At 74.4% G+C, this 18,561-nt stretch carries 20 protein-coding genes and 1 riboswitch; of the genes, 14 read left to right on the forward strand and 6 right to left on the reverse strand.

What is annotated here, in order from left to right:
- Window positions 1-27: 27 nt before the first annotated feature.
- Window positions 28-252: an acyl-CoA carboxylase epsilon subunit gene (locus ACZ4Z1_RS15815; RefSeq protein ID WP_468487165.1), complete on the reverse strand. Its 225-nt coding sequence runs from the start codon at window positions 250-252 to the stop codon at window positions 28-30.
- Window positions 253-377: 125 nt separating this feature from the next.
- Entirely contained in the window at window positions 378-1,052 is a 675-nt protein-coding gene (locus tag ACZ4Z1_RS15820) for an antibiotic biosynthesis monooxygenase (protein ID WP_468487166.1), read from the reverse strand.
- A 130-nt stretch (window positions 1,053-1,182) separates the two neighbouring features.
- Between ACZ4Z1_RS15820 and ACZ4Z1_RS15825 the strand changes: the two genes are divergently transcribed.
- The 9 genes from ACZ4Z1_RS15825 to ACZ4Z1_RS15865 all read left to right on the forward strand — a co-directional run bounded on the left by ACZ4Z1_RS15825 (window position 1,183) and on the right by ACZ4Z1_RS15865 (window position 7,787).
- On the forward strand, window positions 1,183-1,401 hold the full coding sequence (locus tag ACZ4Z1_RS15825) for a hypothetical protein (protein WP_468487167.1): 219 nt from the start codon (window positions 1,183-1,185) through the stop codon (window positions 1,399-1,401).
- 76 nt (window positions 1,402-1,477) lie between these two features.
- Window positions 1,478-3,277 (forward strand): acyl-CoA dehydrogenase family protein, encoded by a 1,800-nt coding sequence (locus ACZ4Z1_RS15830; protein WP_468487168.1) that lies wholly within the window; start codon window positions 1,478-1,480, stop codon window positions 3,275-3,277.
- A gap of 13 nt (window positions 3,278-3,290) precedes the next feature.
- The gene (locus ACZ4Z1_RS15835; protein ID WP_468487169.1) at window positions 3,291-4,121 is read left to right on the forward strand and encodes a 4'-phosphopantetheinyl transferase family protein; all 831 of its coding nucleotides are present in this window, start codon (window positions 3,291-3,293) and stop codon (window positions 4,119-4,121) included.
- A gap of 70 nt (window positions 4,122-4,191) precedes the next feature.
- Window positions 4,192-4,953 (forward strand): thioesterase II family protein, encoded by a 762-nt coding sequence (locus tag ACZ4Z1_RS15840; RefSeq protein WP_468487170.1) that lies wholly within the window; start codon window positions 4,192-4,194, stop codon window positions 4,951-4,953.
- A 30-nt stretch (window positions 4,954-4,983) separates the two neighbouring features.
- Complete coding sequence (locus ACZ4Z1_RS15845) at window positions 4,984-5,808, forward strand: AfsR/SARP family transcriptional regulator (RefSeq protein ID WP_468487171.1); 825 nt, start codon at window positions 4,984-4,986, stop codon at window positions 5,806-5,808.
- Window positions 5,809-5,903: 95 nt separating this feature from the next.
- The gene (locus tag ACZ4Z1_RS15850; RefSeq protein ID WP_468487172.1) at window positions 5,904-6,173 is read left to right on the forward strand and encodes an acyl carrier protein; all 270 of its coding nucleotides are present in this window, start codon (window positions 5,904-5,906) and stop codon (window positions 6,171-6,173) included.
- Window positions 6,170-6,949, forward strand: coding sequence for an SDR family NAD(P)-dependent oxidoreductase (locus ACZ4Z1_RS15855; protein ID WP_468487173.1), 780 nt, complete (start codon window positions 6,170-6,172; stop codon window positions 6,947-6,949). Before ACZ4Z1_RS15850 ends, ACZ4Z1_RS15855 begins: the two co-directional genes overlap by 4 nt.
- Entirely contained in the window at window positions 6,949-7,338 is a 390-nt protein-coding gene (locus tag ACZ4Z1_RS15860; protein ID WP_468487174.1) for a SchA/CurD-like domain-containing protein, read from the forward strand. Before ACZ4Z1_RS15855 ends, ACZ4Z1_RS15860 begins: the two co-directional genes overlap by 1 nt.
- A complete protein-coding gene (locus ACZ4Z1_RS15865) occupies window positions 7,335-7,787 on the forward strand; it encodes an anthrone oxygenase family protein (protein WP_468487175.1) in 453 nt (150 codons plus the stop codon). The genes ACZ4Z1_RS15860 and ACZ4Z1_RS15865 overlap by 4 nt, the downstream gene beginning before the upstream one ends.
- Before the next feature lie 228 nt (window positions 7,788-8,015).
- On the opposite strand, the gene cobN is transcribed toward ACZ4Z1_RS15865, so the two are convergent.
- Window positions 8,016-11,687: a cobaltochelatase subunit CobN gene (cobN, locus tag ACZ4Z1_RS15870; protein ID WP_468487176.1), complete on the reverse strand. Its 3,672-nt coding sequence runs from the start codon at window positions 11,685-11,687 to the stop codon at window positions 8,016-8,018.
- 38 nt (window positions 11,688-11,725) lie between these two features.
- Window positions 11,726-11,873, reverse strand: a riboswitch (cobalamin riboswitch).
- A 47-nt stretch (window positions 11,874-11,920) separates the two neighbouring features.
- Here cobN and cobG point away from each other — a divergent pair.
- The 3 genes from cobG to ACZ4Z1_RS15885 are packed head-to-tail and all read left to right on the forward strand — an operon-like array spanning window position 11,921 to window position 15,490.
- On the forward strand, window positions 11,921-13,300 hold the full coding sequence (gene cobG / locus ACZ4Z1_RS15875; protein ID WP_468487177.1) for a precorrin-3B synthase: 1,380 nt from the start codon (window positions 11,921-11,923) through the stop codon (window positions 13,298-13,300).
- 19 nt (window positions 13,301-13,319) lie between these two features.
- Window positions 13,320-13,952 carry a precorrin-8X methylmutase gene (locus ACZ4Z1_RS15880; RefSeq protein ID WP_468487178.1) on the forward strand — a complete coding sequence of 211 codons (633 nt, stop codon included), beginning with the start codon at window positions 13,320-13,322 and terminating at the stop codon, window positions 13,950-13,952.
- Window positions 13,949-15,490 carry a precorrin-2 C(20)-methyltransferase gene (locus ACZ4Z1_RS15885; RefSeq protein ID WP_468487179.1) on the forward strand — a complete coding sequence of 514 codons (1,542 nt, stop codon included), beginning with the start codon at window positions 13,949-13,951 and terminating at the stop codon, window positions 15,488-15,490. The genes ACZ4Z1_RS15880 and ACZ4Z1_RS15885 overlap by 4 nt, the downstream gene beginning before the upstream one ends.
- Before the next feature lie 48 nt (window positions 15,491-15,538).
- Here the strand turns inward: ACZ4Z1_RS15885 and ACZ4Z1_RS15890 are convergent, their stop codons facing one another.
- A complete protein-coding gene (locus tag ACZ4Z1_RS15890) occupies window positions 15,539-15,736 on the reverse strand; it encodes a DUF397 domain-containing protein (RefSeq protein ID WP_468487180.1) in 198 nt (65 codons plus the stop codon).
- Window positions 15,733-15,990, reverse strand: coding sequence for a Scr1 family TA system antitoxin-like transcriptional regulator (locus ACZ4Z1_RS15895; protein WP_468487181.1), 258 nt, complete (start codon window positions 15,988-15,990; stop codon window positions 15,733-15,735). The genes ACZ4Z1_RS15890 and ACZ4Z1_RS15895 overlap by 4 nt, the downstream gene beginning before the upstream one ends.
- Here ACZ4Z1_RS15895 and ACZ4Z1_RS15900 point away from each other — a divergent pair.
- A complete protein-coding gene (locus ACZ4Z1_RS15900; protein ID WP_468487182.1) occupies window positions 15,980-16,570 on the forward strand; it encodes a hypothetical protein in 591 nt (196 codons plus the stop codon). The genes ACZ4Z1_RS15895 and ACZ4Z1_RS15900 overlap by 11 nt on opposite strands.
- A gap of 9 nt (window positions 16,571-16,579) precedes the next feature.
- Here ACZ4Z1_RS15900 and ACZ4Z1_RS15905 read toward each other — a convergent pair whose 3' ends face one another.
- Window positions 16,580-17,353, reverse strand: coding sequence for a cobalt-precorrin-6A reductase (locus tag ACZ4Z1_RS15905; RefSeq protein ID WP_468487183.1), 774 nt, complete (start codon window positions 17,351-17,353; stop codon window positions 16,580-16,582).
- Between the two features lie 17 nt (window positions 17,354-17,370).
- Here ACZ4Z1_RS15905 and ACZ4Z1_RS15910 point away from each other — a divergent pair, with 17 nt between their 5' ends.
- On the forward strand, window positions 17,371-18,549 hold the full coding sequence (locus ACZ4Z1_RS15910) for a cobalt-precorrin-5B (C(1))-methyltransferase (protein WP_468487184.1): 1,179 nt from the start codon (window positions 17,371-17,373) through the stop codon (window positions 18,547-18,549).
- Window positions 18,550-18,561 lie beyond the last annotated feature (12 nt).

Raw genomic sequence — 18,561 nt, forward strand, 5'->3', positions numbered from 1 at the left:
GCCGGCCGGTGGTGGAACGACGGCAGCTCATGGCGTGGACCAGGACACCGGGGACCGGCGGCGGGACCGCGCCCGGCCCCAGGAGGCGCGGCGCGGGGCCCCGGGGGCGCGGGCGGCGCCCGGGTGGGCGGGCGGCACCCCGGCGGGCTGCCCCGGGGCGCTCAGCAACGCCAGCAACACAGCGGTCAGGGCGGCCAGTTCGGCGTCGTCCGGGTGACCGCGGAGCACGGTGAAGAGCGCGCGTTCCGGCATGCCGCCAGTCTGTTGCCGGCGGCTCGAACGGCGGTGGAACTCCGCCTGCGGAACGCTTGAGCCGGTCCGCCCGCCTGGGTTCGGGCGGCTTCCGGGCCGCTTCCGTTCCGGCCTCGCTTTCCGCCTCAGGTCCGCCTCCCGACGGTCCGTACGCGCTCGAAGGCGAGGCCGGAGGCCAGGTGGTCCAGTGGCCGGCAGCAGTCGAGGAAGCGGGCACCGTTTGCCGCGGCGTCGCACGACCGGGCGCTGTTCCACCAGATGAGGCCGAGGTAGGCGCGCGGTTCGAGGGTGCACCGCAGCAGCAGGCAGCCCCTGCATCCGGGGTCGTACAGGAACTGGCCCGCCAGCGCACCGAACTGCGCCTCGAAGTCGGCCGCGGGGCCGGAGAGCGTGACCCGCACCAGCAGCGCGTGCGCGTCCTCGTCAGCGGTGGGCCCGTCCCCCAGGAGCCCGACGGCGACCGCCTGCCCGGGCTCGATGCCGGCCAGCCGGCCGAGCCGGTCCAGGCGCGCGCAGGCGGCGTCCGTGTGGAACGCGCCGAACAGGTCCTCAGGCGACCGCCAGAAGGCCAGGTGGAGGTAGGTGCCGCTACGGTCCAGCGACCGCAGGGCGACCTGGCCCTCCAGCCCTCTCAGCCGGCCCCACGCCCGTACCTGCCGGGCGAGTTCGCTCTCGAACCCGGCCGCACTCCGCTCGTCGGCGAGCGCGAACCGCTGTACGGAGGCGGTCTGCCGGCCCCGGTCTCCGCGTAAGCCGGCGAGGGGCGGCGTGCGTCCCTCCCCTCCTGGGACGTTCCGCATCACTGCTCATCTTCCCTTCGCAACCTGACGGCCACCGCGCCCGGGCCCCACCGCGAGAGTTCTTCGAGGTCCGGTCGAGCGCCGCTTGCCAGGCTGCCGCGCCCGACCCGAGCCGAAGGGACCCGATGCCATGCCACGTACCGACCGCTCCCCCGGACCGCGACCGGCCGGCGTACTGCGCAGCCTGCTGCGTCCGGTGGTGCGCGCCCTCGTCATGTTCGGCTGGATGTGGCTTCCGGGCGTGCCACCCCAGGAGTTGTTCGGCGCCGCCTGGCCGTACCGGCACGAGGATCCCGCGCGGCCGGTGCGCGCCGGCAAGTCCAGCAGGGCCGACTTGAGCGGCCCTTGACCGCCGGAGGAGGGCGGGCGCGGGGGCCGGAAGCCGTGTGACGGGTGCGTCACGGCAGCGAGGGGGAGGCGACGAGATGACCGTGGTGACCAGCGCCACCGGCCCGGGTCGGGTGGCGGAGGCCGGCCGCGTCCGGGCCGCGGAGACCACACAGGCCGCCGAGGCTGACGTGCGGGAGCGCGTCGCCCGGCTGGAGCGCGGTTTCGGGGACCTGGACGATCCGGGCAATCCCCTGGGCGCCGAGCAGTTCGTCCGGGCTGACGCCGAGCGGCGGCTGCTGCCGGCGGCCGAGGCGCTGCTCGACGGCTTCCGGCTCAACGCGGAGATCGTGCCGGCGGAACTGGGCGGCCGGCTGCGGCGGCTGGACGTGCTGGCGCGGGTGCTGCGGGCGGTGTTCCGTCGGGACGCGGCGCTGGGGCTGGCCTGCGGGACGGGTTCGTTCCTGGCCGCGGCGGCCGTGTGGTCGGGGGGCTCGGCGCGGCAGCAGCGTCGCACCGCGGACCTGCTGCTCTCCGGTGGCCGGATGGCCGGTGCCTATCCGCAGCCGGCCGAGGGCAACGCGTTCCTGCACAACGGTCTCACCGCGGTCCCGGACGGCACCGGACATCTCCTGGGCGGCCGGAAGGAAGCGCTCAACAATGCCGCGCGCGCGGCTTCCCTGCTGATCTTCGCGCGCGTGGACGAGGCCGGTGGAGGCGGCCACCGCGCGTTCCTGATCGACACCCCGCCGGCGGACGCCGCCGGGTTCCGGCTGCTGCCCCGGCGGGCCACCACGGGCGTACGCGGCTGTCTCGTCCACGGCCTGGAGTTCGACCGGTACCGGGTGACGGCGGACCAGCTGCTCGGCACCGAGGCCGACGGGACCGCCGGGACGGAGCCGGCCACGCGTGCCTTCCCCGTCATCCGCAGCACCGGCCCCTCGATGGCGCTGGGTTGCGCCGACACCGCGCTGCGCACGGCGGTCGCCTTCTCCCGCGCCCACCGGGCGCACAGCCGCGCTTCACCGCGGGCGCCACGTACCCGGCAGGCGCTCCTGGACGCGTTCAGCGACCTGCTGCTGTGTGACGCGCTGGCGCTGGTGGCCACCCGGGCGGCGCATCTGCTGCCACGGGAGAGCGGCACGCTGAGCGCGGTGGTGAAGTACCTCCTGCCGATGTTCCTGACCGAGACCGCCTACGACCTGTCCGTCGTCCTCGGGGCGGAGTCGTACGCGCGACAGGGCGCGTACGCCGTCTTCCAGAAGGCGCTGCGGGACCTGCCGATGATCGGTCTCGGCCCGGTGGGCAGCGCGGCGAGCCGGACGGCCGTCGCGGCGCATCTGCTCCGGCTGCCCACGCTGCGCCCCCCGGCCCGCGGGCCCGCCGAAGCCGCGCTCTTCCAGCCGTCCGAACCGCGGCTGCCCGCGCTGCGGCCGCCGGAGCTGGCCCTGCCGGCGGACGGGGATTCCCTGGTGGGCGGCCTGGAGGAGACCATCGAGCGGGCCCGCGCGGCAGGCGGCGGCGAACTGGAGCGGGCTCTCGCCGGATACGCCACGGCGCTCGGCCACGAGCTGGACCGGCTGCGGCGCGACTGCTCGCTGCCGGTCCGGTCCGACGCCCGCCCGCAGACCCGGGTGTACGCACTGGTGGACCGGTACGCCCTGATCGCCGCGGGCGCCGCCTGCCTGGGCGTGTGGCGGCACCGCACCGCACCGGACGACGGCCTGCCGGCCGGACCGGCCTGGGCGGTCATGGCGCTGGCGCGGGTGCTGCGCAGACTCGACCCGGCGACGCCCCGCCCTCCCGAGTCCGGCGAGGAACTGCTGCTCACCGAACTGCTGCACCGCTACGACGACGCCCGCAGCTTCGACCTGTACGCGACCCCGCTCGGCCGATGACGAGGAGAAGGCGATGCACCACCCGTCCCGAACGCCTCCACCGGTCCCCGTACGTCCCCGCGGCGGGCTGCCCGACGCCGCCTGGCAGCCGGTGCGCCACGAGGTCCGCTCCACGGGAGCGTCGGTGGTCTACGCGGCGGTCGCCGACTGGCTCCCCGCCGACCTCGGTGACCGGCGGCTGGCGGCGGCGCTGGGCCGGGACCACGCGCGGCTCCAGCGGATGACCAAGCCGCAGGCCCGGCGCCGGTTCGTGGCGTCCCGGCTGCTGCTGAAGTCGGCGGCCGGCGCGGTCCTCGGCGCCGCCCCGGAGGAGCTGGACCTGGCGTACAAGCCCGGCGGCCGCCCGTACCTGCGCGGCATCGACCAGCTCGACGTGAGCCTGAGCCACACCGAGGAACTCCTGGTGGTCGGGCTGACCCGGCACAGCCGCATCGGCGTGGACGTGGAGCGCGCCGACCGGCGGATGCTGGACCTGGGCACCGAGCGCCAGGTGTGCACGCCGTACGAGCTGGCGGCGCTGCGCCGGGTGGCGGAGGACCGGCGCAACGGCGAACTGGTGCGGCTGTGGACGCTGAAGGAGGCGTACAGCAAGGCGATCGGGCAGGGGCTGCGCTTCCGGTTCACCGAGTTCGGCTTCGGTGCCCGGGGCGGGCAGGTCCGGCTGCTGCGTCCGGACGGCTCGCCCGGTGTCGGCGGGGAGTGGAGTTTCCGAAGCTGGCAGGTGTCCGGCCGGTTCACGGTGAGCGCGGCCGTGCACGATCCCGGCTTCGGCGACCAGGCGCTCCTCGACGGCGCGTCGACCGGGCCGCTGCCGCTTCCCGACCGCGGTTCCAGCGCTTGTTGAGCGCCGTTCCAGGGGCTGCGGTGACGCTCGTTCCGTCTCACCTGCCGGCATCGCACGGAAAGGAGATACGGTGCGTCGTTTTCTCGCTGCGCGATGGCCCGACGACGGTTCGGCACGCAAACTGCTGTGCTTCCACCACGCCGGCGCGGGGGCCATGGCCTTCGCCGGGTGGCAGCAGCGGGTCGGGCCGGGTGTGACGGTACTGCCGGTGCGGCTGCCCGGCCGGGAGTCGCTGCGGCGCGAGGCCCCGCTCACCGAGGCGGCGGCACTCGTCCGGGCGCTCACGGACGATCTGGCGCCGCTGCTGGACGGGCCGTACGCCTTCTACGGGCACAGCCTGGGCGCCCTGGTGGCCTACCGGTTCGCCCGGCACCTGCTGGAGACCGGGCACCGGGGGCCGGAACTGCTGGCGGTCGGCGCCTGCCCGGCGCCGCAGCTGTCCCACCGGCTGCTGACGGGCGCGGCGGAGCGCGGCCCCACCGACGAGGAGCTGGTGGGCCTGCTCGTGGACGGCGCGAGCGTGCCCGAGGCGATGCTCGCCCGCCGCGAGTGGCTGCGCGCGACGCTCGCCACACTCCGCGCCGACCTGCGGCTGGCGGCCGGTCTGCGCGAGGCGGCGCCGACCGCCCTGCCCTGTCCGCTGTGGGCGTTCGCAGGGGCGGACGACCCGCTGGTCAATCTCGCGCAGGTCCGTGCGTGGGAGCACTGCACGAGCGCACCGTTCCGCCTGAGGACCGTGTCCGGCGGACATTTCTTCGTCCGCGGCCGGGAGGCGCCGCGGGCCGTGGGAGAGGCGCTGCACGCGGTCATGCCCGTGCCCCGCACTGGTTGAAAGGCTCGTCTACAGAAGGGGATTCCGCGGATGGACATCAGCGTACTGGGGCCGTTCAGAGCGGTTCAGTCGGGAGTGTCGGTGACACCCACCGCCGTCAAGCCCCGCAAGGTGCTCGCCCTGCTCGCACTGCAAGCCAACCAACTGGTCTCCACCTCCTCACTGGTGGAGGAGGTCTGGGGGGAGTCGCCGCCGCGCAGTGTGCAGACCACCCTGCAGACCTACATCCTCCAACTGCGCACCCTCATCTCCGCCGCCCTGGGCGAGGACCGCGCGGGTCTTCCGAACGGCGCGAAGAGCATTCTGGTCACCGAACCCGGCGGCTATCTCCTGGACACCCTGGGCGGGCTGGTCGACGTCCAGGAGTACGAAGCGCTGGCCACGGCCGGCCACCGGGCACTGGAACAGGGGGACTGGGGCGGCGCGGCCGGCTGTCTGGGCCGGGCGCTCGCGCTGTGGAACGGCCGGGCCCTGGTCGACGTGCAGTGCGGCCCGCTGCTGGAGGTGGAGGTGACGCGCCTGGAGGAGTCGCGGATGAGCGTCCTGCACGCGCGGATCGAGGCGGACCTGAAGCTGGGCCGCCACCATGAGGTGATCGGCGAGCTGTCCGGTCTGGCCGCCCGCTACCCGCTGCACGAAGGCGTCCACGGGCAGCTGATGGTGGCGCTGTACCGCGCGGGGCGCCGCGGTGACGCCCTCAACACCTACCGGCAGTTGCGCGCCGCGCTGGGCCAGCACCTCGGTCTCGACCCGTCGCCGGGCATCGAGGACCTCCAGCAGGCGGTGCTCGACTCCTCCCCCCTGCTCGGTCTGGACGGCTCGCTGCCGCCCGGACGCCTGGTCCGGGCGGGCTGACACCTGCCCGCGCCACCCGGGGCTCCCGCCCCTGTCCGGTCTTCCCGTCACCGTGTCCCCGGCCCTCGCCGGTATCTGCGAAAGGAACAAGGACGATGAGCGACATCACGCTGGCCGAACTCAACGAACTGCTGCTGGAATGCGTCGGAGCGCCGGAGGAGGGCATGAGCCTGGACGGTGACGACGCCCTCGACACGCCGTTCCTGGAGTTCGGTTACGACTCCCTGGCGCTGCTCCAGGTCACCGGCGTCATCGAGCGCCGCCACGGCATCGCGCTGAACGACGACGCGGTGGCCGAGGCGGAGACGCCGCGCCTGCTGCTGAACCTCATCAAGGAGGCGCCGCGCGCCGGAGCGGCCCGGTGAGCGCCCCCGCCTCCCACTCCCCCGACCCGCCCGCCCCCGCCACCGCTTTCGGCGGCCGCCGGGTGGTGGTCACGGGCGGGACCCGTGGCATCGGCCGGGCGATCGCGCTGGCCTTCGCCCGGGCCGGTGCCCGCCTCGCCGTCGTGCACCGCAGCGACGGTGAGGCGCCCCGGCGGCTCGCCGAGGAGCTGACCGCCCTCGCGGGCACGCCGCCCGTCATGGTGCGGGCGGACGTCACGCAGGCGGCCGGTGCCCGGGCGGTGGCGGACGCGGTACGCGAGCGCTTCGGTGGCGTCGACGTGCTGGTCAACAACGTCGGCGTGGACGGTCACGCGAAGTTCGAGGACCTCGCCGAGGCGGAGTGGCGACGGGTCCTGGACCACAACACCACCTCGGTCTACCAGGTCACCCACGCGCTGGTGGGGCAGCTCGCGGAGGGTGCGTCGGTGGTCAACGTCGGCGCCTCCGTGGGGCTGCGCGGGCGTCCCCTGGGCGTGCACTACAGCACGTCCAAGGCGGCCCTGGTCGGTTTCACCCGGGCGCTCGCCAAGGAGCTGGGCGGCCGGGGCGTCCGGGTCAACACGGTGGCCCCCGGCGTGACCGCGGCCGGGCCCGGCACGGGCCCGCCGCCCCCGGTCGCCGAGCGGATCGCCGCGATGACGGCGCTCGGCCGGCTCGGCCGTCCCGAGGACGTGGCCGGGGCGGTGCTGTTTCTCGCCGGTGACGCGGCCGCCTACGTCACCGGTGTCACCCTCGACGTCGACGGAGGAATCTGATGCCCTACGCCGCCATCACCTATCGCGTCAAGCCGGGTCACGAGGAGGAGATCGCGGAGATATTCGCGGGCTTCCAGCGGGTGGACCGGCCGGAGTTCGCCGGGGAGTCCGGCGAGCAGGCCGGCCGGCTGCTGGGCACGGCCGTCTTCCTCAAGGACGACGTGCTGGTACGGGTCATCCACTACGAGGGTGACTTCTCGGCCGTCGGGCGGCACATGGCCGCGCAGAAGGGCGTGCACGTCCTGGAGGAGAAGCTGGCCCCGTACCTGGCCGAGGGCCGGGACACCCGTTCCGCGCAGGACTTCGCCGCGTACTTCCGCGACGCGACGATGCGCTCGATCGCGCAGCTGACCGTGGACACGCACCCCGCCGCGACGCGGGCGTCATGACCGGTGTGCTCGGCGTCGTGGCGCTGCTCGGCGGCGGCATCACCGCGGGGGTGCTGTTCGCCGTGGCGTTGAGCGTGGTGCCCGCGCTCTTCGCCATGGACACGGGCACGTACGTGTACGCGCACCGGCTGCTGGGCCGGAACTGGGATCCGACCATGCCGGCCGTCGTGCTCGGCAGCGCGCTCGTCAACGGGGTGCTCGCCGCCTTGACGGGCGGTGCGGCCCGGGCGCTGTTCGCCCTCGCCGTCGTCCTGCTGGTGGGGGTGTCGGCCGTGTCCCACCTGTGCAACGTGCCCATCAACCGGCGGGTGAAGGCCGTCACCGACCCGGCGGCGCTGCCGGCGGACTGGCAGGACCCCCGGCCGTTGTGGCGCCGCTGGCACCTGCTGCGTACGGTGCTCGCCGTGCTGGCCCTGGTGGTGACGGCCGCCGCTGTCACGGCGGCCTGAATCCCGGTACGGCTCCGGGGCCCCCCCGCCCCCGGTGCCCCCGGGGGGAGGAGGAAGCCCTGAGCAGGGGGAGAGGTTCCGTTTCCCGCTGTTCGGTTTCCAGGCTACGGGGGAAACTCTCCCCCCCCCCCCCCCCCCCCCCCCCCCCCCCCCCCCCCCCCCCCCCCCCCCCCCCCCCCCCCCCCCCCCCCCCCCCCCCCCCCCTCCGCCGTATGTCCGAAGGACCCGTCAGCCCTTCTCCTCCAGGTCCCCCTCGGTCTCCAGGAACGCCTCCCGGAGCGCCGTCAGGGTCTCCTTGTCCGGCTCGGCCCACATGCCGCGCGACTCCGCCTCCAGGAGGCGTTCCGCGATGCCGTGCAGGGCCCAGGGGTTGGCCTCCTGGAGGAACGCGCGGTTCTCCGGGTCGAGGACGTACGTCTGCGCCAGCTTGTCGTACATCCAGTCGGCGACGACGCCGGTCGTGGCGTCGTACCCGAACAGGTAGTCGACGGTCGCGGCGAGTTCGAAGGCGCCCTTGTAGCCGTGGCGGCGCATCGCCTCGATCCAGCGCGGGTTGACCACGCGGGCGCGGAAGACGCGGGAGGTCTCCTCGACCAGCGTGCGGGTGCGCACCGTCTCCGGGCGCGTCGAGTCGCCGATGTACGCCTCGGGCGCGGTGCCCTTGAGCGCGCGGACGGTCGCGACCATGCCGCCGTGGTACTGGAAGTAGTCGTCCGAGTCGGCGATGTCGTGCTCGCGGGTGTCGGTGTTCTTCGCCGCCACCGCGATCCGCTTGTACGCGGTCTCCATCTCCTCGCGCGCCGGGCAGCCCTCCAGGCCGCGCCCGTACGCGTACCCGCCCCACACCGTGTAGACCTCGGCGAGGTCCGCGTCGGTGCGCCAGTCGCGGGAGTCGATCAGCTGGAGCAGGCCCGCGCCGTACGTGCCGGGGCGGGAGCCGAAGATGCGGGTGGTGGCGCGCCGCTCGTCGCCGTGCGCGGCCAGGTCGGCCTGGGCGTGGGCGCGGACGTAGTTGACGTCGGCGGGCTCGTCCAGGGAGGCGGCGAGCCGTACGGCATCGTCCAGCAGGCCGATGACGTGCGGGAACGCGTCACGGAAGAAGCCGGAGATACGCAGCGTCACATCGACGCGCGGGCGGCCCAGTTCGTCGGCCGGGATCGGCTCCAGGCCGGTCACGCGACGCGAGGCGTCGTCCCAGACGGGCCGGATGCCGAGCAGCGCGAGCGCTTCGGCCACGTCGTCGCCCGAGGTGCGCATCGCGCTCGTACCCCACAGGGACAGGCCCACCGAGGTCGGCCAGTCGCCGTGGTCGGTGCGGTAGCGCTCCAGAAGGCTGTCGGCGAGGGCCTGGCCGGTCTCCCAGGCCAGCTTGCTCGGCACGGCCTTGGGGTCGACGGAGTAGAAGTTGCGGCCGGTCGGCAGGACGTTGACCAGGCCGCGCAGCGGCGATCCGGACGGGCCCGCCGGGACGAAGCCACCGGCCAGGGCGTGCACGGCGTGGTCGATCTCGTCGGTGGTGGCGGCCAGGCGCGGTACGACCTCGCGGGCCGCGAAGGCGAGGATCGCCGCGACCGGCTCGCGCTGGTCCTCCGGCAGCTCCGCGGTGACCCGCTCGACGGCGGCCAGATCCCAGTCCGCGTCGTCCATGGCCTGCACCAGGCCGCGGGCGCGCTCCTCGACCGCGTCGGCGGTGGTACGGGTCGCGGCCGACTCGTCCAGGCCCAGCGCCTCGCGCAGGCCCGGCAGCGAGGACGTGCCGCCCCAGATCTGGCGGGCGCGCAGGATGGCGAGTACGAGGTTGACGCGGGCCTCACCGGCGGGCGCGCCGCCGAGGACGTGCAGCCCGTCGCGGATCTGCGCGTCCTTGACCTCGCACAGCCAGCCGTCGACGTGCAGCAGGAAGTCGTCGAAGCCCTCGTCGTCCGGGCGCTCCTCCAGGCCGAGGTCGTGGTGGAGCTTGGCGGCCTGGATCAGCGTCCAGATCTGGGCGCGGATGGCGGGCAGCTTGGCCGGGTCCATGGCGGAGATCGCCGCGTACTCGTCGAGCAGCTGCTCCAGGCGCGCGATGTCGCCGTACGACTCGGCGCGGGCCATCGGCGGCACGAGGTGGTCGACGAGCGTGGCGTGCACCCGGCGCTTGGCCTGGGTGCCCTCGCCCGGGTCGTTGACCAGGAAGGGGTAGATCAGCGGCAGGTCGCCGAGGGCCGCGTCCGGGCCGCAGGCGGCGGACAGGCCGGCGTTCTTGCCGGGCAGCCACTCCAGGTTGCCGTGCTTGCCGAGGTGGACCATGGCGTCGGCGCCGAAACCGCCGTCCTCCTGGGAGGCGGCGATCCAGCGGTAGGCGGCCAGGTAGTGGTGCGACGGCGGCAGATCGGGGTCGTGGTAGATCGCGATCGGGTTCTCGCCGAAGCCACGCGGCGGCTGGATGAGGATGAGCAGGTTGCCGCGGCGCAGCGCCGCCAGCACGATGTCGCCGTCCGGATTCCGGCTCCGGTCGACGAACATCTCGCCGGGCGGCGGTCCCCAGTGCTCCTCGACCTGCTCGCGCAGCTCCTGCGGAAGCGTGCCGTACCAGCGCTTGTAATCGGCGGCGGGGATGCGGACGGGGTTGCGGGCCAGCTGCTCCTCGGTGAGCCACTCCTGGTCGTGGCCGCCGGCCTCGATCAGCGCGTAGATCAGCTCGTCGCCGACGCCGGACTCCAGGCCCGGTACGGCCTCGTCACCGAAGTCGTACCCCTCCTCCTGGAGACGGCGCAGCAGCGCCACCGCACTCGCCGGGGTGTCCAGGCCCACCGCGTTGCCGATACGCGAGTGCTTGGTCGGGTACGCGGACAGCACCAGCGCCAGGCGCTTGTCGGCGGGCGCGATGTGGCGCAGCCGGGCGTGGCGTACGGCGATGCCGGCGACCCGGGCGGCGCGCTCGGGGTCGGCGACGTACACCGGCAGGCCGTCCTCGTCGGTCTCCTTGAAGGAGAACGGGACGGTGATCAGCCGGCCGTCGAACTCCGGCACCGCGATCTGGCTGGCGGCGTCCAGCGGGGACAGGCCCTCGTCGTTCTCCTCCCAGGCGCTGCGCGGCCCGGTCAGGCACAGGGCCTGGAGGATCGGCACGTCCAGCGCGGCCAGCGCGCCCGCGTCCCAGGACTCGTCGTCACCGCCGGCCGACGCCTCGGCGGGCTTGGTACCGCCCGCCGCCAGCACGGTCGTCACGATCGCGTCGGCGGCCCGCAGCTCTTCGATCAGCTCCGGCTCGGGCGCCCGCAGCGAGGCCACGAACAGCGGCATCGGGCGCCCGCCGGCCTCCTCGATCCGCTCGCACAGCGACTCGATGAAGCCGGTGTTGCCGCTCATGTGATGGGCGCGGTAGTAGAGCACGGCGACCAGCGGGCCGGTCGCGGCGCCCGTGTCGTCCGTACGGGCCACGACCTCCGCACCGGTACGCGCCTCCGCCGCCAGGTGCTTCGAGCGCTCCAGGTGGCCCCAGGAGGGCGCGGCGGCCGGCGGCTCGAAGCCGTGGCCGGTCAGCAGCACGGTGTCGGACAGGAAGCGGGCGAGCTGGTCCAGGTTGGCCGGGCCGCCGTGCGCCAGGTAGGCGTGAGCCTCGGCCGCGATGCCGATGGGGACGGTGGACGCCTCCATGAGCTGCGCGTCCGGCGCCTGTTCGCCGGTGAGCACCACGACGGGGCGGGGCTGGCCGGCGGCGAGGAGCTGGTCCAGGCCCTCCTGCCAGGCGCGCAGACCGCCGAGGAGCCGGACGACGACCAGGTCGGCGCCGTCCAGGAGCGCGGGCAGCTCCGCGAGGTCGAGCCGGGCGGGGTTGGCGAGCCGGTACGGCACGGGACCGGCGGCCGCGCGGGCGCTGAGCAGGTCGGTGTCGGACGTCGACAGCAGCAGGATCATTGCGGCGTCTGGCCTTCCTCGGGGTCCGCGCCCCGGGCGGTGTTCACGGACGGCGGGAGTTCCTGACTCGCCCGGCGGTGGCCGGGCTCACAGTGGCGGGACCGCGCCGGATTTCCACCGGGCTTCCTCCCTTGGCGCCGTCGCTGGCGTCCGATGGGCCAGCTGACCCACCGACCTGCATAGTAAGGGCTCCGCCCGAACGGCGGGCGGCGGACCGTCCAGCCATCGTCGGTATGCTCGCCGCCATGCCGCCCACCCCCGCGATACCCCCGCACCGGGACGAATCCCTCGTACGGGACAGCGGTGCCGCCTGCGTACGGGACCGCGGCGACGCCTGCCCCGGAGCGCTGCGGCTGCACTCCGCCGTCGACGGCGCCCTGGCCCGACTCCGGCTCCCCGCAGGTCTGCTGACGCCCCCTCAGTGCGAGATGCTGGCCGACGCCGCGGACCGCCTCGGCGACGGCCACCTCTCCCTCACCTCCCGCGGCAACGTGGAGCTGCGCGGCCTCGCCGAAGACAGCGCCGCCCCCCTCGCCGACCTGCTGCGCGCCGCCGGCCTGCTCCCCTCCGACCGCCACGAACGCGTACGCAACATCGTCGCCTCCCCGCTCGCCGGACTCGACGGACAGGGCGCGGACGGCGGCGCCGCCGTCCAGGAATGGGCCCGTGAACTGGACCTTCTCCTGTGCGCCAGCGACACGGCCCCCGCCCTGTCCGGCCGCTTCCTCTTCGCACTGGACGACGGCCGCGGCGACATGGCCGCGCTCGGCGGCGATGTGACGTTGATCGCAGAAGCCGGCGGCACGGCGCTGCTGCGCGTCGGCGACGACACCGAGGCACTGCGGCTCCCCGGCCCCGACGCGCCCCGCGCGGCCCTCGCCGCCGCGGAGGCGTTCCTCACCGTCGCCCAGGAGGCGGGCAACGGCTCCTGGCGCGTACGGGAACTCCCGCCCGGGTACGACGCCGCGGCCGTACGCGGCCTCCTCCGTACGCGCCTCCAGGAGCCGGACGCGCAGCCGTACCCGACGGCCCCGGTGCCCTCGGCAACAGCACCCGCCCCACCCCGCCCTGGAGTGACCGCCTCCCCCGACGGCACCCGCGCCCTCTCCCTCCTCGCGCCCCTCGGCCGCCTCACCACCGCGCAGCTCCGGCAACTGGCCGCCGGTGTCCCCACCGGCTCCGCCGAACTGCGTATGACACCCTGGCGCGGCGTGGTCGTCCCCGGCCTGTCTCCCGAGACGGCCGGAGCCCGGCTGCGCGAACTGGCCACGGCCGGTCTGGTCACCGACCCCGCCTCCCCCTGGTACGGACTCGGCGCCTGCACCGGCCGCCCCGGCTGCGCCAAGTCCCTGTCCGACGTACGGGCGGACGCCGTGGCCACCCTGCGCGAGGGCGGCACCGGGCTGCCGGTCCACTGGTCGGGCTGCGCCCGCCGCTGCGGCCACCCGCACGGCGCATGGGTCGATGTCGTGGCCACCGGCGACGGCTACGACGTATCCGTACGGGGCACCCGGGACGAGGCCGCCACCGCGACCACCATCCCCCTGACCGACACCGACCGCCTCGCCGACGCCGTCGCGTCGGCCCGCGCGGCCGACCGCACAACGACATGACCGAGGGCAACGAAGCACAGTGAGCGAGTTCGACTACGAGAAGGACGGCGCGGAGATCTACCGCCAGTCCTTCGCCACCATCCGCGCCGAGGCGGACCTCGCGGACCTGCCCGACGACGTCAGCAGGGTCGCGGTCCGGATGATCCACGCCTGCGGCATGACCGACCTCGTACGCGACCTGGCGTACTCCCCCGAGGTCGTCGCCCGCGCGAGCGAGGCCCTGCGCGGCGGCGCCCCCATCCTCTGCGACGCGAACATGGTCGCCAGCGGCGTCACCCGCAAGCGGCTGCCCGCCGGCAACGACGTGATCTGCACCCTCGCCGACCCGTCCGTACCGGACCTGGCCAAGCGCATGGGCACCACCCGCAGCGCCGCCGCCCTCGAACTGTGGCGCGACCGCCTGGACGGCGCGGTGGTCGCCGTCGGCAACGCCCCCACCGCCCTCTTCCGCCTCCTGGAGATGATCGAGGAGGGCGCGCCCCGCCCGGCCGCCGTCATCGGCATCCCGGTCGGCTTCATCGGCGCGGCCGAGTCCAAGGACGCACTGGCCCAGCACCCCTCCGGCCTGGAACACCTGGTGGTACGCGGACGCCGCGGCGGCAGCGCCATGGCCGCGGCCGCGATCAACGCGATAGCGAGCGTGGAAGAGTGACCGAGCAGCACACCACCGGCCGCACAGCCGAGCAGTCCTCCCCTGGCACCCGCGGCCGCCTGTACGGCGTCGGCCTCGGCCCCGGCGACCCGAACCTGATGACCCTGCGCGCCGTCGAGGTCATCGCGTCCGCCGACGTCATCGCGTACCACAGCGCCCGCCACGGCCGCTCGATCGCCCGCTCCATCGCCGAGCGCCACATCCGCCCGGACCACCACGAAGAACCCCTGATCTACCCGGTCACCACGGAGTCCACGGACCACCCCGACGGCTACCGGGGCGCCCTCAACGACTTCTACACCGAAGCCGCCGCCCGCCTCGCCGCGCACCTCGACGCGGGCCGCACCGTCGCCGTGCTCGCCGAGGGCGACCCGCTCTTCTACGGCTCGTACCAGCACATGCACCAGCGCCTGGCCGACCGGTACGAGACCGAGGTCATTCCCGGCGTCACCTCTGTCAGCGCGGCAGCGGCCCGCCTCGGCAAGCCGCTCTGCGAGGCGGACGAAGTCCTCACCATCCTCCCCGGCACCCTGCCCACCGAGGAACTGACCGCCCGCCTGGCCGCCACCGACGCCGCCGTCGTCATGAAGCTCGGCCGCACCTTCCCCTCCGTACACCAGGCCCTCACCGACTCCGGCCGCCTCCCCGAGGCCGACTACGTCGAACGCGCCACCATGCCCGGCGAACGCACGGCGCCCCTGTCGGAGGTGGACCCGTCCACCGTCCCCTACTTCTCCGTCGCCGTCGTCCCCAGCCGTATCGCCACCCCGCCCCCCGCTCCGGTCACCGGCTCGGTCGTGGTCGTCGGCACCGGCCCGGCCGGCCCCCTCTGGCTCACCCCCGAATCGCGCGGCGCCCTCGCCTCCGCCACCGACCTCGTCGGCTACACCACCTACCTGGACCGCGTGCCGGTACGCCCCGGCCAGGCCCGCCACGCCTCCGACAACAAGGTCGAGTCCGAACGCGCCGAACTCGCCCTCGACCTGGCCCGCCGCGGCCGCCGGGTCGCGGTCGTCTCCGGCGGCGACCCCGGCATCTTCGCCATGGCCACCGCCGTCCTCGAAGTCGCCGCCCAGCCCCCGTACGCATCCGTCCCCGTACAGGTCCTCCCCGGCGTCACCGCCGCCAACGCGGCAGCGGCCCGCGCCGGCGCGCCCCTCGGCCACGACTACGCGGTCATCTCCCTCTCCGACCGCCTCAAGCCCTGGGAAGTCATCGCCGACCGCCTCCACGCCGCCGCCTCCGCCGACCTGGCGATGGCCCTCTACAACCCCGGCTCCCGCACCCGCACCTGGCAGGTCGCCAAGGCCCGCGAACTCCTCCTGGAACACCGCTCCCCGGACACCCCGGTCGTCCTGGCCCGCGACGTCGGCGGCCCGACAGAGTCCGTACGCGTCGTCCCCCTCGCCGACCTGGACCCCGAGGAAGTCGACATGCGCACGATCCTGCTGATCGGCTCGTCGCAGACGGAGTCGGTACGCCGCACCGGCGACGACCGGGACACGGTGTGGACGCCACGGCGGTATCCGGAGAAGTGACGGTGTGACGGGTGGGCCGGGATGGTGATCGCGGCCCACCCCGCCGGGTCAGGCGCGGCTGGCCTCCTTCAGCCCGTCTATGAAGGTGCTCCACGCCTCGCGGGTGAATATCAGGGTCGGTCCGCCCGTGTCCTTGCTGTCGCGTACGCGCAGCGTTCCGGTGACCGCGCCGGCCACTTCTACACAGTTTCCGTCCCCGCCGTTGCTGTGACTGCTCTTCCGCCATGCTCCGATGCCTGAGTTCATGCCGTACTGCCCTCCAACAACCGCTTGATGTACGCGACCGAATCACACGGTGCCAGTGCCAGGTCCCACAACTGTTCGTAGGACAGGCGGTACTGCGCCACCTCCGCCGCGTCCTCGATCAGTTCCCCCGACTTGTTGCCTTCAAGGTAGGCAACAGCACTTCCGTCCGCCATCCACAGCAATGACAGCGAGCCCCCGAGCAGGTCATGCACTCCGGCGGCAAGGGGAAGCACTTGCAGGACGATGTTCGCCACGTGCTCCCTCCGTTACGTCCCCGTCCCCTGGCTGCTCCAGGGACGCGACGGCGGCAGCATCACCGCGACCGTCAGTGGCTGGATGCTCGCCGCCGCCATGGTCCGTCTCGTACTGGACGAGGATGGAGTGGCCCGGGGGCGGTTCCTCGCGTGCGGGGACGAGATCTCGTACATGCTCGCCCGTCCCCACGAACGCCCGCCCCGGCCCACCTTCCACCGGCGTCCGGGCGCGGAACGCGCCGCCCGCGTACCGCCCGACCTGCTTCAGCACCCGGTCGCCCGCTTCGTGGCCCAGCTCGCCGCCCCCTCCGCCGAACTGGTGCGGACCGGTGACGACTTCGTACTCGTGGACGTCGCGACCGGCTCCCAGGCGTGGACCGGGCCGCCCGGCCACGGCACCGGCCGGACCGTGCACCAGAGCGGGCCGCTCCGCCTGTGGGACCAGGTGGAGGAAGCACTGACGGCCTGGCAGGACGCGGGGCGGCCCGGTATCACCGCCTTCGGCATGAGCGCCACCCCGGACGAGCAGGTCGTCCGGCTGGGCGGCCGGGGCGGTCCGAGCTGGCGGCTGCCGGGTTGAGCGCCTCGCTCATCCCAGCGTGGCACGCACCCACGCGACCGCCTCGGCAGGTGCGGCGGCAACGGGGACGCCGGGAGGGGCGGGGGGACGCCGTACCACCACCACCGGCACCCCCGCCTCCCGCGCTGCCGTGAGTTTCGGGGCGGTGGCCGTTGCGCCGCTGTCCTTCGTCACGAGGACGTCGATGCGGTGGCGGCGGAGGAGGGCGCGTTCGTCTTCGAGGGTGAAGGGGCCTCGGGCGAGGAGCACGTCCATGTGGGGCGGGAACGGCGGCTCGGGGGCGTCCACGGAGCGGGCGAGGAACCAGAGATCGGTGAGGTGGGCGAAGGTGGCGAGGCCCATGCGGCCGGTGGTGAGGAAGACGCGGTGGCCGAGGGCGGGGAGGGCGGCTGCGGCCTCGGCGAGGGAGGCGACCGTGTGCCAGTCGTCGTCCGGGCCGGGGACCCAGCCGGGCCTGCGGAGGGCGAGCAGGGGAACATGGGCGGTGGCGGCCGCCTGCGCCGCGTTGAAACTGATCGTGCCGGCGAAGGGATGGGTGGCGTCGATGAGCGCGTCCACCGCGTGCTCGCGCAGCCAGTGTGCGAGGCCGTCCGGGCCTCCGAACCCGCCGATGCGGACCTCCCCGGCCGGCAGCCGGGGGGCCGCCACCCGGCCGGCGAGGGATGTGGTGACGCGCAGGCCGGGGAGCCGGTCCGCCAGGTCGGCGGCCAGCCGGCGGGCCTCGGTCGTGCCGCCGAGGATCAGGATGTGGGGGGCACGGACACGGGCGGCGGGGTCGGTCATGGCGGGCGGCTTTCTCCATGGCTGAGGCGGGTTCGGAGAGGAACGGTACGGGAGGCGCGGGAAGTGGCACCGGTGGCCGTACGGCGCAGCTCGCGCACACCGGGCTGCGGCACGGCTGGACGACCGGCGCCTGCGCCACCGCGGCGGCGACGGCCGCGTACACGGCACTGCTGACCGGGGACTTCCCCGACCCGGTGACGATCACGCTGCCCAAGGGGCAGACGCCCGCGTTCGCGTTGGCTGCCGAGGAGCTGGCGGCGGACGGCGGCAGGGCGATGGCGGCGGTCGTCAAGGACGCGGGTGACGATCCGGATGTGACGCACGGGGCGCTGGTCCGGGCGACGGTGCGGCGCCTTCCGGCGGGCAGTGGGGTGGTGTTCAAGGCGGGGCAGGGGGTCGGTACGGTCACCCGCCCCGGGCTGCCGTTGGACGTCGGCGAGCCGGCGGTCAATCCCGTGCCGCGGCAGATGATGCGGGAGCACGTGGCGGAGGTCGCGCGGCGGTACGGGGGCGGTGGGGACGTCGAGGTCGAGCTGTCGGTCGATCATGGTGAGGAGATCGCGCGGAGTACGTGGAATCCGCGGCTGGGGATCTTGGGCGGACTGTCGATCCTGGGAACGACCGGGATCGTGGTGCCGTACTCGTGCTCGGCGTGGATCGACTCCATCCGGCGCGGCGTGGACGTGGCGCGCGCGGCCGGGCGTACGCACGTGGCCGGGTGCACCGGCTCGACCTCGGAGAAGGTCGTGGTCGCCGAGCACGACCTGCCCGAGGACGCGCTGCTGGACATGGGGGACTTCGCGGGCGCGGTGCTGAAGTACGTACGGCGGCATCCCGTGCCCCGGCTGACGGTCTGCGGCGGCTTCGCGAAGCTGTCCAAGCTGGCGGCCGGCCACCTGGACCTGCACTCGGCGCGGTCGCAGGTGGACAAGGGTTTCCTGGCGGAACTCGCGCGGCAGGGCGGCGCGGACGGGGCGCTGGCGGCCGAGGTCGCCGGGGCCAACACGGGGCTGGCCGCCCTCCAGCTGTGCGCGGCGCGCGGCGTACCGCTCGGTGACCTGGTCGCCGCGACGGCCCGCGACGAGGCGCTGGCGGTGCTGCGGGGTGCGCCGGTCGCGGTGGATGTGATCTGCATCGACCGGGCGGGGGGTGTGGTGGGGCGGGCCGAACCCCGGGGGCCGCGGGACGGCGGGTGAGGCAGGACGGCG

This window comes from Streptomyces sp. NPDC030165 (genome assembly GCF_055573595.1).